Here is a 13,575-nt window from a genome sequence, read left to right on the forward strand (position 1 = left end):
TCCTCACATGGTCAGTTCGGGGTGCAGCTTGGCCGGGGTGAGCCGGCGGGAGCGTCGCGTCGCGCCGACGGTCAGCACCAGCGCGCCGATCCCGAACGCGGCGAGCACCAGCGCACCGGTGACCACCGGGCCGGCCGGACCGCCGTTGATCGTGTGCCGCAGGCCCGCGACCACGTACGTCATCGGCAGCCAGGGGTGGACGGCCTGGAAGAGGCCGGGCGAGGTCTGCACCGGGTAGGTGCCGCCGGAGGAGGTGAGCTGGAGCATCAGCAGGGCCAGCGCGGCGAGCCGGCCGGCCGGGCCGAGCGCCACGCCGAGCAGCTGCATGATGGCGGTGAAGGCGAGTGAGGTCAGCGTGAGCAGCCCGAACGTCGCCACCGGGTGCGCCGGGTCCAGGCCGAGGGCCAGGGTGACGACGGTGAAGAGCACCGCGACCTGGGCCACCCCGATGCCCGCGGCGGGCAGCCAGCCGGCGAGCGCGACCCGCCAGCCGGGCGCGCCGGACATCACGTGCCGCCGGTTGACCGGCCGCAGCAGCATGTACGTGATCATCGCGCCGACCCAGAGCGCCAGGGCCAGGAAGTACGGGGCGAAGCCCACCCCGTACGAGCCGGCGGGGTGCTGCGAGTTGCGGATCAGGCCGACGGGGTCGCCGAGGATGTCGGAGCGGCTGTCCGCGTCGTGGTAGCCGGGCAGCTTGTCGGCCCCGGTGGCGAGCCCGTCGGCCAGCTCACCGGCCCCACCCTCCAGCTTGGTCAGGCCGCTGACCAGCCGGTCGCTGCCGGTGCCGAGCTGGGCCAGTCCGCCGTCGAGCTGGCGGGCGCCGGTGGCGAGCCGGTAGAGCCCGCCGCGCAGCTGGTCGGCCCCGTCCGCCGCCCCGCCGAGCCCGTCGCGCAGTTTGGCGCTGCCGTCGGCGAGGGTGGTGAGGCCGCTGGCGAGCTGGTCCACCTTGGTACGCGCCGAGGCGACGTCGTCGGCGAGGTGCGGCGCGGCGGCGGCGACCTCCCGGGCGGTGGCGGCGACCTCGGTCATCTTCTTCTTGAGCGTGGCCAGGTCGGTCTTGTCGAGGGTGGACACCATCGCCCTGGCGGTGCTGACGGCCTTGTCGGCGGCCTGCCGGGCGGCCACGAAGTCGGGGTCGTCGGCGAGTTCGGGGTGCGCCTTCGCCAGCGCGTCGAGCCGGTCGCGGACCTTCTCCGCCTGGGTCACCACCTCGTCCGCCTTGGCCGGCAGCGCGTCGATGCCGTCGGCGAGCGCCTGCGCGCCCTCGGCGACCGCGGTGGCCGCCTTCTGGATGTCGGTGGCGTTCTTGCGCAGCAGCGGCTCGTACCGGTCGGCGGCGGCGTCCACCTTGGCGGCGGCGGCGCGGGTCTCGGTGGCCGCGCGGTTGGTGCCGTCGGCGATCTGCGCGGCGCCGGTGTAGAGCTGGTCGAGCCCGGAGGCCAGTTTGTCCGCCCCGCGCGCCGACTTGTCCAGGCCGGCGGCGAGCTGCCCGGCGCCGTTCTCGGCGGAGTCGAGCCCGTCGGCGATCTTCCCGGCGCCGTTCCCGGCCGAGTCCAGCCCGTTGGCGATCTTCCCGGCGCCGTCGGCGGCACGACCGGTCTCGGCCTTGGCGTCGGTGAAGCCGATCAGCATCTTGTCGAAGTACGACGCGGCGGTGCCCTCCGCCGCGGCGGCCCGGATCTCGCTGAACGCGGAGCGGGCGAGCAGCCCGGAGAGGTAGTTGGTGGCGTCGTCGTTGACCACCTTCAGCTCGCCCTGCCGGGCCGGCTGGTCCGGTTCGGGGCTGGCGGCGAGGCTGGCGGAGAAGTCCGCCGGGATGGAGAAGACGAGGTGGTAGCGGCCGCTGCGCAGCCCGGCGGTGGCGTCGTCGGCGTCGGTCTCGGTCCAGCCGAAGACCTTCCGGTCGATCAGTTCGTCGGCGAGGTCCTTGCCGGCGTGCACCTCGGTGCCGTCGCTGGCCGTGGCCGGCCGGTCGGCGTTGACCAGCGCGACGGGGATGCGGTCCAGGTTCCCGTACGGGTCCCAGAAGGCGTAGAGGTAGAGGGCGCCGTAGAGCAGCGGGATGACGGTCAGGACGGCGAGCGCGGCGCGCGGCAGCCGCCCCCGGGTCATCCGGCGCAGCTCGAACAGCGCCAGGCGGAGGACACTCATGCGGTCACCTCGGAGGTCTTCTCCCGCTCGTCGGCGGCGCGGGGCGCGACGAGGGCGGGGGTGGGGAGGGTCGGGTCGCCGATGCGGTGCACGATCGCCGTGCTGCCGGCCTCGACGGCGCGGGCGCTGGCGACGACGGCGTAGCCCTGGTCGGCGAGGCGGGCCAGCGCGTCCCAGATCCACTGCCGTTCGGGGGCGTCGGAGCCGGCGTCCACGTCGTCGGCGACGATCAGGCTGGGGCCGCTGAGGCTGGCCAGCACGAGGCCGAGCACCTGCCGCTGGACGGGGGTGAGGTCCCGGCCGTACACGTCGGGGTCGAGCGGGACGTCGGTGAAGCCGGCGCCGGCGATCGCGGCGGCGAAGGCGTCGCGGCGGTAGGCCCGGCGGGCGCGGACGGCGGCGACCGGGACGAGTTGCCGGCGGCGGCGCGGCACCGGCCCGAGCAGCAGCAGCCGCTCCTGGAGGTGCTCGGCGACGGTCAGCGTCGGGTCGGGTTCGTGTACGCCGGCGACCTGGCCCAGTGCGGCCGGTCCCCGGCGGCGCAGTTCGCCGTCGGTGTGCGGGAAGCGCCCGGCCAGCGCCAGCAGCAGCGAGGTACGCCCGCTGCCGGGCGGCCCGGTCACGGCGTGCAGCTCACCGGCCTCGGCCGTCAGGTCGACGTCGCGGTACACCCAGCCGCGCCGGGTCCGCAGACCCAACCCGGTGGCCTCAACGATCTTCAACGTCTCATCCCGCCTGAACTAAACTGACTGGTCAGTATAAAAACATGGCCAGCATAACGCCGTTAGTCCGGTTCAGCGCAATTCGAGGCGACGTGATCCCGGCCATGCCGGGGCCGGAAACCTCAGAAGAGGACGGTGGCGAGCGTGCCGACCGGGCGGAACCCGCAGCGGTCGTAGACCCGGCGGGCCGGGGCGTTGAAGTCGTTGACATAGAGGCTGACCGTCGGGGCGACCCGCACCAGGGCGTCCCGGACCACCGCCGCCATCGCCGCGGTGGCGATCCCCCGACCCCGCCACTCCGGGGCCACCCAGACCCCCTGGACCTGCGCGGTGCGCCGGGTCACCACCGCCAGCTCGGCCTTGAAGACCACCTTGCCGTCCACGAAGCGGGCGTACGCCCGGCCGGCCCGGACCAGGTCGGTGACCCGCCGCCGGTAGCCGCGCCCGCCGTCCTCGGTCAGCGGGGAGACCCCGACCTCCTCGGTGTACATCGCCACGGCCGCCGGGAAGAGCCGGTCGACCTCACCGCTGCGCACCCGGCGCACCTCCGGGTCGGCCGCCACGGCGGGCAGCGCGTCCGTGGCCAGCAGCGGCTGATTCGGGCGTACGTCCCGGGCCGGCCCCCAGTGCGCGGAGAGGCGGTCCCAGAGCCCGAGCACCGCGTCGGCCCGCCCGACGATTGACGAGCAGATCCGCTCCTCGGTGCCGAGCTGCTCGGCGAAGGCCTCGACGGCGGACTCCGAGGCGAGCACCGGGGTCAGGTTGCCGCCCAGCCAGCAGATCGACTCCAGGCTGCGGCGGGGGCCGTAGCCGAGGATCCGCCCCTCGGCCCGCCACCAGGCCAGCCCACGGGCGGCGACCCGCTCGGCGACCTGCGCGCCCGCGAACGGGTCGAGGTCGAGCAGCCGCTCGACGGAGCGACGCTCCGACTCCCCCAGTTGGCGTACCGGCACCGTCAGCACGGCTACCAGCCTGCCAGATGGACCGGGGGACGCGCGGGCCGACCTGACGACCCCGCACCCGGTGGCGGTCAGCCGACCGGGACCGGGTCGGCCGCCGGGGCGGCGGGACGGGTGCGTTCCGCCCACCGGGCCACCGGCGGCACCAGCAGCCCGAGCAGCAGGAACAGCCCGCCAAGCAGCAGCCAGCCCGGCACCCCCCAGCCGACCGCCAGGGTGGTCACCACCACCGGGGCCACCATCCCGCCGAGCTGCATGCCCATCCCGTACGCGCCCTGGTACTGCCCCTGCGCGTGGGCCGGGGCCAGCCCGAAGGAGATCCCCCAGCCGGCCGCCGCGTGCCACAACTCGCCGATCACGTGCACGAACGCCCCGGCCAGCAGCAGGGCGACCGCGGCCGGGGTGGAGACGCCACCGCTGGCGGCGAAGAGCCCGCAGGCCACCGCGATGACGGCACCGGCGCGCCGGGCGGCCCGCGCCGCCCCGGCCACCTCCTCGGTGCCCCGCGAGGCACGCACCTGGAAGAGCACGACGATCACGGTGTTGACCAGCATGCAGGCCGAGACGAGCCACTCCGGGGCGGTGGTGTGATCGGCGATCCAGAGCGGCAGGGCGATGTTGACCAGCCCGAAGTGCACCGACATCAGGCCGTCGAGCACGGTGAAGACCAGGAACGGGCGGTCCCGCAGGGCGATCAACCGCGGCCCGTGGGTGGGCGCCGGGACCGGCGGGACCGCCGCCAACCGGAGCAGGACCGCCGCCGCGACCAGGTACGTCACGCAGTCGAGCAGGATCAGCGCCTGGTAGCCGGCGCGGGTGTCGGCGGCGATGCCGAACCCGGCGACCACGGCACCGACGGAGATCCCGACGTTGGTGACGGCGCGCAGCCAGGCCCGGGTACGGACCCGCTGGTCGGCGGGGACGGCGCCGGCGATCAGCGCGCCCCGGGCGCCCCGGCTGGCCGCGTCGGCGACCGCCATCGCCATGCCGACCGCGAGGAAGCTCGGGAACGACCGGACGGTGAGCAGCGCGGCGGTGAAGCCGGCGGAGGCGACCAGGGCGGCGAGCTGGATGCCGCGCGGGCCGTACCGGTCGGCCAGGTAGCCCATCGGGGTGCTGGCGACCAGGCTGACCGCCGCGGTGAGGGTGAGGCCGAGACCGACCTGCGCCACGGAGAGGCCGACCGAACGCGTCAGGAAGAGCGCGCTGACGGTCAGCCACGTGCCCCGCCCGACGGTGTTCACGAGTGTGGACAGGGCGAGCGTCCGGGCCGGACCCGGTTCAGGAAGTAGGCGCACCCCCGCACCCTAACAAGACGTACGTACGGTTTGCTGCCCCGTCCCATCGCCCCCGCTCCCGTGATCATGGAGTTTGCGTCGGCGGCTGCCCGTCTCGTCGCCGCAAACTCCATGATCACCGCGGCGGGGAGGGGGCGTGGGGAGGGTGGGGAGGGTGGGGACGGGAAAGGGCGGGCCTCCGTGAGGAGGCCCGCCCTTTCCGGGTGTGTGGGTGGGTCAGTGGACGGTGACGGTGGCGCCCGGGACCAGGGCGCGCAGCTCCTCGGGGAGGTCGGCGCCCATCTCGTCGGCGATCCGCAGCGCCTCCTCGATCAGCGTCTCCACGATCTGCGCCTCCGGCACGGTCTTGACGACCTGGCCCTTGACGAAGATCTGGCCCTTGCCGTTGCCGGAGGCGACCCCCAGGTCGGCCTCGCGGGCCTCACCCGGACCGTTCACCACGCAGCCCATCACGGCCACCCGCAGCGGCACCGGCAGCCCCTCCAGACCGGCGGTGACCTCCTCGGCCAGCTTGTAGACGTCCACCTGGGCCCGGCCGCAGGACGGGCAGGAGACGATCTCCAGGCCGCGCTCGCGCAGGCCCAGCGACTCCAGGATCGCGGTGCCGACCTTGATCTCCTCCACCGGCGGGGCCGACAGCGAGACGCGGATGGTGTCGCCGATCCCCTCGGCCAGCAGCGCGCCGAACGCGACCGCGGACTTGATGGTGCCCTGGAACGCCGGCCCGGCCTCGGTCACGCCGAGGTGCAGCGGATAGTCGCACTTCTCGGCGAGCAGCCGGTACGCCCGGATCATCACCACCGGGTCGTTGTGCTTGACCGAGATCTTGATGTCCCGGAAGCCGTGCTCCTCGAAGAGCGAGCACTCCCAGAGCGCCGACTCGACCAGCGCCTCGGCGGTGGCCCGGCCGTACTTGGCGAGCAGCCGCTTGTCGAGCGAACCAGCGTTCACGCCGATCCGGATCGGCACGCCGGCGTCGCCGGCCGCCTTGGCGATCTCCTTCACCTTGTCGTCGAACTGCCGGATGTTGCCCGGGTTGACCCGGACGGCCGCGCAGCCCGCGTCGATCGCGGCGAAGACGTACTTCGGCTGGAAGTGGATGTCGGCGATCACCGGGATCTGCGACTTGCGGGCGATCGCCGGCAGCGCCTCGACGTCGTCCTGCGACGGCACGGCGACCCGGACGATCTGGCAGCCGGAGGCGGTCAGCTCGGCGATCTGCTGGAGGGTGGCGTTGACGTCGGAGGTCAGGGTGGTGGTCATGGACTGCACCGAGACCGGCGCGCCCCCACCGACGGGCACCGAGCCGACCATGATCTGGCGGCTGGCCCGACGCGGGGCGAGCGGCGGCGGCGGTACGGGGGGCATACCGAGACTGACAGCGGTCACTTCAGGCACTCACCTTGGGAAGAGCGTGATCGGGTTGACGACGTCCGCGGTGACGGTCAGCAGCGTGAACACGCCACCGATCAGGATCACCGCGTACGTGATGGGCATGAGCTTGAGGTAGTCGACGCGGCCCGGGTCGGCCCGGCCGATCCGGGCGTAGAGCCAGGACCGGACCCGCTCGAACCAGGAGATCGCGATGTGGCCGCCGTCCAGCGGGAGCAGCGGCAGCAGGTTGAACACGCCGATGAAGAAGTTCAGCGACACGAAGAGCATGAAGAAGCCGTACCAGGCGTCGTTGGCCACGAACTCGCCGCCGAGCCGGCTGGCGCCGACCACGCTGATCGGGGTGTCCATGTCCCGCTCGCCGCCGGTGATGGCGGACCACAGGGCGGGGACCTTCTGCGGGATCCGCTGCATGGCGTGCGCGGTCTGCACCGCCATGTTGCCGGTGAAGTCGGCGGTGGCGCCGACCGCGCCGACCGGGCCGTACTCGATCAGTTGCGGCGTGCTGGGGCGCAGCGCGACGCCCATCGCGGAGACCGCCGAGGTGGTGCCCTTGGGGTTGCCCAGCGGCGGGCGCTGCACGGCCGCGAGGTCGACGGTGGTGCTGGCCGCGGCGCCGTCGCGCACGTAGTCGACGGTGGCCTTGCCGGGCGGCGTGGCGCGGACCACGTCCAGCATCTGACCCCAGCTGCTCACCGGCCGGCCGTTGACCGAGGTGATCCGGTCACCGTCGCGCAGTTGCGCCTGGGCGGCCGGGCTGGCCGGGTCGCCGGCCTGGCAGGGCCGGCTGGCGTTCTCCACCACCACGCACGGGGCGAGGGCGACCACCGCGGGCTCGGCGAGGAACTCCTTCTCGGTGCTCGGGAACTTCGGGTTGGGCAGGCCGACCGCGACCGCCATGATCCAGAGCGCGGAGAGGGCCAGCGCGAAGTGGGTGATGGAGCCCGCGGACATCACGATCGTCCGCTTCCACACCGGGTAGCGCCACATCGCGCGCGGCTCGTCGCCCGGCTCGACGTCGTCGTCCTGCGGGGTCATGCCGACGATCTTGCAGAAGCCGCCGAGCGGGATGCCCTTGACGCCGTACTCCGTCTCACCGCGCCGGAACGACCAGAGCGTCGGGCCGAAGCCGACGAAGTAGCGAGTGACCTTCATGCCGAAGGCCTTCGCGGTGAGCATGTGCCCCGCCTCGTGCAGACTCACCGAGACGAGAATGAACAGGGCAAAGAGCACCACCCCGAGCAGGTTTGCCATCAGGCTCCTTCCACCGACCCGACGATGATCTCCTGGGCGTGCGCCCGTGCCCACGACTCGGCGGCGAGCACGTCCTCGACGGTACCTGGTTCGTCGAAGTCGGGAGCGTCCTCCAGCACCCGCTGGAGGGTGTCGACGATGCCGAGGAACGGCAGCCGCCCGGCGACGAACGCGGCGACGCACTCCTCGTTGGCCGCGTTGTAGATCGCCGGCCGGCAGCGCCCCGTCTCGCCGGCCGCCTTGGCCAGCGCCACCGCCGGGAAGGCGGCGTCGTCCAGCGGGAAGAACTCCCAGGTGTGGGCCCGGGTCCAGTCGACCGGGGCGGCGGCGTCGGGCACCCGGTCCGGCCAGCCCAGCGCCACCGCGATCGGCAGCCGCATGTCCGGCGGACTGGCCTGGGCGATCGTCGAGCCGTCGACGAACTCGACCATCGAGTGGATCACCGAGGTCGGGTGGACCACCACCTCGATGTCGGCGTAGGGCACGTCGAACAGCTCGTGCGCCTCGATCACCTCCAGCGCCTTGTTCACCATCGTGGCGGAGTTGATCGTGATGACCTGGCCCATGTTCCAGGTGGGGTGGGCCAACGCCTGCTCCGGGGTCACCCCGGTCAGCTCGTCCCGCCGCCGGCCCCGGAACGGGCCGCCGCTCGCGGTGACCACCAGCCGTCGTACCTCGGCCGCCGAGCCGGAGCGCAGGCACTGGGCCAGCGCCGTGTGCTCCGAGTCCACCGGGACGATCTGCCCCGGCCGCGTCGCCGCGGCCCGCACCAGGGAGCCGCCGGCCACCAGGGACTCCTTGTTGGCCAGGGCGAGGGTACGACCGGCGCGCAGCGCCGCCAGGGTCGGCGCCAGCCCCAGCGAGCCGACCACCCCGTTGAGCACCACGTCGCAGGGCCACTCGGCCAGCTCGGTCATCGCGTCCGGCCCGGCCACGATCTTGGGCAGCTTGAAGTCGCCGGTCGCCCAGCCGCGCCGGCTCGCCTCGGCGTAGAAGGCGAGCTGGAGGTCCTGCGCGGCGGACGCCTTCGCCACCCCGACCGCCTCGACCCCGAGTTCGAGGGCCTGGGCGGCGAGCAGCGCGACGTTGCCGCCGCCGGCGCCGAGCGCCACCACCCGGAACCGGTCCGGATTGCGCCGGACGATGTCGATGGCCTGAGTGCCGATCGAGCCGGTGGAACCGAGCAGGACGACGTCGCGGGGAGTGGTCACCCGGCCATTCTTCCCCAGCCGCGCTGTACGCCCGCTGGGAGGCTCAGACCTCGCCGTCGGCCTGCGCCTCCGGCGCTTCCTCGTCCAGCAGATCGGCCGGGTCGACGGAGAACTCGAAGGGCTGCTTCATGAGGAAGGTGGTGCCGGCAGCCGCCGCGGACAGCGGGCGGTACTCCCCATCCGTCAGCTCGTAGAGGGCCATCGCGGGGACCCGGTTGCGCAGGTCGACACGGAGGAAGAAGGGCACGCCCGCCGCCGCGTACTCGCGGGGTCGATCGATCACGTCCTTGCGCCGGTTGCCCGGCGACACGATCTCACCCAGCAGCACGGCCTCGGCGATGTCGATGGCGGATCGTCCGCCGCCGGAGCGTCGGAGCACCGCGATATCCGGAATGAAGAGGTTGTCACCCGAGATCAGGTTGATCTCGGGATAGCCCCAGAGACCGGCTCGGCGCGCTGCCCGGTGCAGCAGATAGGGCAGTTCCCGCTCGACCGACTGGTGGTCGATTCCCGCGTGTGGTGTCACGATCACGCTTCCGCTCAGGACCTCTACCTTGGGGCCGTTGGTCTCCGGCAAGAGGTCGAGAGCGAGCTGCGCCGTCCACGGCTCGTCATGCCACCGCAGCACGTCGAACGACGGCTCGGCGGGCTGTGGCGCCGGCTCGGGCGCGAAAGCGGCCTGGGCCATCCGAACTCACCCCCTCAGCGGACATCGTGCTACCGACCACCCTAGTCCCGCCGCCCCGCAGGTCACGGGATCGCACACCACGTGCGTCAGGGGCCGGTCTCGCAGCGTCGGCCACGGCGGCCGGCCCTACCGATTGGGCGGCGTGGCCGGTGTCCCCCACTTGGCGGCTTCGCCACGGAAGACCAGCCCGCGTCTGCGGAGGTAGGAGATCAGCTCCTCGCGCTGTTCGGGCGGCAGGTCCGCCGTCACCACGGGAAGGAACTGCGCCTTGTTGAGCCGGAAGAGCAACTGGTCCGGCGCGAAGAGAGCGCCCAGGCTTCGCGTGCGGAGCAGGGTGCGGCGGCCTGCCCGACGCGTGGCGGCAACGAGTCGGCCGCGGTCAGGCCCGTAGTCGAACCGCATGATCATGACTGCGGACGATAGGCGTCAGCCCCTGCACGGCGCCTTCCCCCGAACGGCTACCAGTGGGCGCGCAGCACGTCCGGCGAACAGATGTCGAAGATCCGCTCCAGGTCCGTCGGGGTGTCGGTCCACTCCCGCAGCACCAGGCGTCCCGTCGTGAGCACCGTCATGACGCGCGATCGTGATGCGTGCCCCGGCCCCGGAGGGGGAAGGAGATCGCGATGGGCGGAGCATGGCAGCGGACGAAGCGGATCACGAGTGCCGCGTTCCGGCCGGTACGGGGCCGGGACCTGTCGCTGCACGCCGCCGCGATCACCTTCTACGGGGCGATCGCCGTGGTGCCGGTGGCGCTGCTGGCGATCTGGATGACCGGGCTGCTGGCCGGGGACGACCGGGTCCGGCGGCTCACCTCGTACGCCATCGACACGCTGCCCACCGACATCGGTGCGAACCGGGCGGTGGCCGCGCTGGTCACGGCCGGGCTGGGGTTGACCCCGCTGCTGGCGCTGGCGTCGCTGCTGCCGGCCTCGCTGTACGGGGAGGGGCTGCGCCGGGCCTTCGTCTCGGTGGCCGAGCCGCACAGCGAGTCGGGGGCCCTGGTGGGCTGGCGCGGACGGCTGCTGCTGCTGCCGCTGCTCGCCCCCGCCCCGGCCCTGCTGCTGTCGGTGCTGCTGGCGCTGCCGGTCACCACCCACCTGGTCCAACAGGGCGGCTGGCTCGGCGCGCTCGGCGTGGTGCTCTCCTTCCTGGCCACCTGGCTGGTGCTGACGCCGGTGCTGATGTGGGTGTTCCGGGTGGTCGGCCCGGCCTCGCCGGACTGGCTCTCGACGCTGGGCATGGGCTCGTTCACGGCGGCGAACCTCTCCGGCTTCCTGCACGGTTTCGTGCTCTTCTGCTCCCTGCCGCTGAACCTGGGGGTGCCGTTCGGCGGCTTCACCGAGATCGGCGGCGGGGTGGCCGTCCTGCTCTGGCTCTATCTGTTCCACGTGATCGTGCTGGCCGGCTACTCGGCCACCCTCGCCCTCTCCCGCTGGCGCGCCGCCCGCGCCGCCGCCCGCCCCTGACCCACCCCACCCCCACCCCACCCCGGCCGTCCCCGGCCTCACCCCCGGGCCGGTGATCAAGAGGTTTGCGTCGGGGAGAGCGGTCCCCGGCGACGCAAAGCTCTTGATCGACGAAGCTGTGCCTCCCGTCGGGGGGCGCGCGCGGCTAGGGTGATCGGGCATGAGCGAAGCGAGTGAGCTGCCCGCCCGCACCGACGTGGTGATCGTCGGGTCCGGGCACAACGGTCTGGTCTCCGCGATCCTGCTGGCCCGCGCCGGCCTCGACGTGCTGGTGCTGGAGGCGGCCGACGTCATCGGCGGGGCCACCCGCACCGAGAACCCGTTCCCGAAGGTGCCGGCGCTGCGCCACTCCACCGGGTCGTACCTGCTCGGGCTGATGCCGCCCGAACTGCTCGCCACGCTCGACGTCCGCATCCCGGTGCTGCGCCGCGACCCGCACTACTTCCTGCCCACCCCGGGCGGCCCCGGCGCGCCGTACCTGTTGATGGGGAGCGACCACGCGGCCACCCGGCGGCAGCTCACCGAGTTCTTCTCCCCCGCCGACGTGGCCGCCGACGACGCCATGCAGGCCGAGCTGGCCCAGCTCCGCGAGGACCTGGCGCCGGCCTGGCTGGCCGAGCCGCTGTCGGTGGAGGAAACCGCCGAACGGTACGTCCGGCCCGCGCTGCGGCAGGTCTTCGTCGACCTGGTCCGCGGCTCGGTCGCCGACCACCTGGCCCGCTTCGACTTCCGCTCCGAGCTGCTGGTCAGCATGTACGCCGTCACCGACGGCCTCTCCGGGCTCAACGCCGGCCCCGACGACCCGGGCACCGGGCACAACTTCCTGGTGCACAACATGTGCCGGCTGCCCGGCTCGGACGGCACCTGGATGATCGCCGAGGGCGGCATGGGCACCGTCTCCCGGACCTTCGCCGAGGCCGCCCGCGCCGCCGGGGCGACCATCCTCACCGGTACGCCGGTCACCGGCATCACCCTCGACGGCGGCGCGGCCGGCGGGGTCCGGCTGGCAGATGGAAGGGAAGTCGGCGCGTCGGTGGTGCTCGGGGCCTGCGACCCGTACCGGTTGATGGAGCTGCTGCCCGACGGCGCGCTGCCGGCGCCGCTGCGCGAGCGGATGGCGGCGGTCCGCCGCACCGGCACCACGCTCAAGCTCAACCTGGCGCTGACCGGGCTGCCCCGCTTCGGCTGCCTGCCGGCGGACGCGCCGAGCCCGTTCGGCTCCACGATCCACCTGCTGCCCGGCTCGGCGTCGCTGGTCGGGGCGGGCGGCGAGTCGCCGATGGCGGCGCTGCGTGCCATGTGGGCGGACGTGCAGGCCGGCCGGCTGCCGGCGGAGCCGACCATCGAGTGGTATCTGCACACCACCGTCGACCCGTCGCTGTCGGACCCGGCCGGGCACCACTCGTCGGCGCTCTTCGTCCAGTCGGTCCCCTACGAGCTGGCCGGCACCACCTGGGACGCGGCGCTGCCCGGCTACGTCGAGACGCTGATCGGGATCTGCGAACGCTACGCCCCCGGCACCGCCGACCTCATCGCCGACGCGGTGCCGCTCCCGCCGCCCGGGATCGAGGCGCACTTCGGCATCACCGGCGGGCACATCCACCACGTCGACAACACCGTCAGCTTCACCGACCGCATGCCGTATGCGACCGGCGTCGACGGCGTCTACGCCGGCAGCGCGGGCTGCCACCCGGCCGGCAGTGTCATCGGCGCCGCCGGCCACAACGCCGCCCGCCGCATCCTCGCCGACCTGGGCCGGTAGCCCTCACCCCGGCTCGGCGGCCTCCCGCCCCGCGGGTGGGAGGTCGCCGGGGCCCCGGATCAGATAGAGCGCGATCAGCAACAGGTAGGCCAGCAGACTCAGGATCGGGTCGACGAAGACCACCGCGAAGGCGACCAGATAGAGCAGCGGCCCGAGCAGGAACCGGCGGGCCACCGCCTTCGCCAGCCGAGGGTCCAGATCCGGGTGCAGCAGGCCGCGCCGGCGTGCCCACCACCAGCTCAGGTTGAAGAACAGCGCCTCACCGAGCACCGTGCCGACATAGAGCGCGGCGCTCAGCCGCTGTTCGACGGCCGCGCCGCGCAGATTGTCCGACAGCAGGTTCGCGGTGAACGGGATGGCCGCCACGAACATCAGCAGCAGCAGGTTCAGCACGAGCAGCATCTGGTCGACCCGGCAGACGTACCGCCACATGTTGTGGTGGGTCAGCCAGACCTGCCCGACGATCCCGAACGTGATGACGTACGCCAGGTAGGACCGCCACTCGTGGGCCAGCGCAGCCGCGAGCCCGTGCCCGTTCGGGGCGTCCGGGCTGAACTGGAGCAGCTCGACCGCCATCAACGTCAGCACGATGGCGATCACCGCGTCGCTGAACGCCTCCACCCGCGAGGCGTCCCGGGCCATCTCGCTGCCCCGCACGAACCGCCGCAC

Annotated in this window: 12 protein-coding genes; 2 read left to right on the forward strand and 10 right to left on the reverse strand. The window is 73.2% G+C overall.

Annotated elements, in window-relative coordinates; all coding sequences use genetic code 11:
- Nucleotides 1-3 precede the first annotated feature (3 nt).
- From ABUL08_RS16380 to ABUL08_RS16420, 9 genes are all read right to left on the reverse strand, one after another.
- Nucleotides 4-2,154, reverse strand: coding sequence for a YhgE/Pip domain-containing protein (locus tag ABUL08_RS16380; protein WP_350930784.1), 2,151 nt, complete (start codon nucleotides 2,152-2,154; stop codon nucleotides 4-6).
- The gene (locus tag ABUL08_RS16385; RefSeq protein WP_350930785.1) at nucleotides 2,151-2,876 is read right to left on the reverse strand and encodes an ATP-binding cassette domain-containing protein; all 726 of its coding nucleotides are present in this window, start codon (nucleotides 2,874-2,876) and stop codon (nucleotides 2,151-2,153) included. The genes ABUL08_RS16380 and ABUL08_RS16385 overlap by 4 nt, the downstream gene beginning before the upstream one ends.
- A gap of 122 nt (nucleotides 2,877-2,998) precedes the next feature.
- Nucleotides 2,999-3,838 carry a GNAT family N-acetyltransferase gene (locus ABUL08_RS16390; RefSeq protein ID WP_350930786.1) on the reverse strand — a complete coding sequence of 280 codons (840 nt, stop codon included), beginning with the start codon at nucleotides 3,836-3,838 and terminating at the stop codon, nucleotides 2,999-3,001.
- Between the two features lie 68 nt (nucleotides 3,839-3,906).
- A complete protein-coding gene (locus tag ABUL08_RS16395) occupies nucleotides 3,907-5,133 on the reverse strand; it encodes an MFS transporter (protein WP_350930787.1) in 1,227 nt (408 codons plus the stop codon).
- A gap of 216 nt (nucleotides 5,134-5,349) precedes the next feature.
- A complete protein-coding gene (gene ispG, locus ABUL08_RS16400; protein ID WP_350930788.1) occupies nucleotides 5,350-6,522 on the reverse strand; it encodes a flavodoxin-dependent (E)-4-hydroxy-3-methylbut-2-enyl-diphosphate synthase in 1,173 nt (390 codons plus the stop codon).
- A gap of 9 nt (nucleotides 6,523-6,531) precedes the next feature.
- A complete protein-coding gene (locus ABUL08_RS16405) occupies nucleotides 6,532-7,779 on the reverse strand; it encodes a M50 family metallopeptidase (protein WP_350930789.1) in 1,248 nt (415 codons plus the stop codon).
- Nucleotides 7,779-8,990 (reverse strand): 1-deoxy-D-xylulose-5-phosphate reductoisomerase, encoded by a 1,212-nt coding sequence (gene dxr, locus ABUL08_RS16410; protein WP_350930790.1) that lies wholly within the window; start codon nucleotides 8,988-8,990, stop codon nucleotides 7,779-7,781. Before dxr ends, ABUL08_RS16405 begins: the two co-directional genes overlap by 1 nt.
- Before the next feature lie 43 nt (nucleotides 8,991-9,033).
- Nucleotides 9,034-9,678 carry a Uma2 family endonuclease gene (locus ABUL08_RS16415; protein WP_350930791.1) on the reverse strand — a complete coding sequence of 215 codons (645 nt, stop codon included), beginning with the start codon at nucleotides 9,676-9,678 and terminating at the stop codon, nucleotides 9,034-9,036.
- Nucleotides 9,679-9,804: 126 nt separating this feature from the next.
- Entirely contained in the window at nucleotides 9,805-10,086 is a 282-nt protein-coding gene (locus ABUL08_RS16420) for a hypothetical protein (protein WP_350930792.1), read from the reverse strand.
- A gap of 215 nt (nucleotides 10,087-10,301) precedes the next feature.
- Here ABUL08_RS16420 and ABUL08_RS16425 point away from each other — a divergent pair, with 215 nt between their 5' ends.
- Together ABUL08_RS16425 and ABUL08_RS16430 are read left to right on the forward strand one after the other, a co-directional pair.
- Entirely contained in the window at nucleotides 10,302-11,144 is an 843-nt protein-coding gene (locus ABUL08_RS16425; RefSeq protein ID WP_350930793.1) for a YhjD/YihY/BrkB family envelope integrity protein, read from the forward strand.
- 160 nt (nucleotides 11,145-11,304) lie between these two features.
- On the forward strand, nucleotides 11,305-12,906 hold the full coding sequence (locus ABUL08_RS16430; RefSeq protein ID WP_350930794.1) for a phytoene desaturase family protein: 1,602 nt from the start codon (nucleotides 11,305-11,307) through the stop codon (nucleotides 12,904-12,906).
- Between the two features lie 3 nt (nucleotides 12,907-12,909).
- Here ABUL08_RS16430 and ABUL08_RS16435 read toward each other — a convergent pair whose 3' ends face one another.
- Nucleotides 12,910-13,548: a TMEM175 family protein gene (locus tag ABUL08_RS16435; RefSeq protein ID WP_350938668.1), complete on the reverse strand. Its 639-nt coding sequence runs from the start codon at nucleotides 13,546-13,548 to the stop codon at nucleotides 12,910-12,912.
- Between the last annotated feature and the right edge of the window lie 27 nt (nucleotides 13,549-13,575).

This window comes from Micromonospora sp. CCTCC AA 2012012 (genome assembly GCF_040499845.1).
GTDB lineage: Bacteria > Actinomycetota > Actinomycetes > Mycobacteriales > Micromonosporaceae > Micromonospora > Micromonospora mangrovi.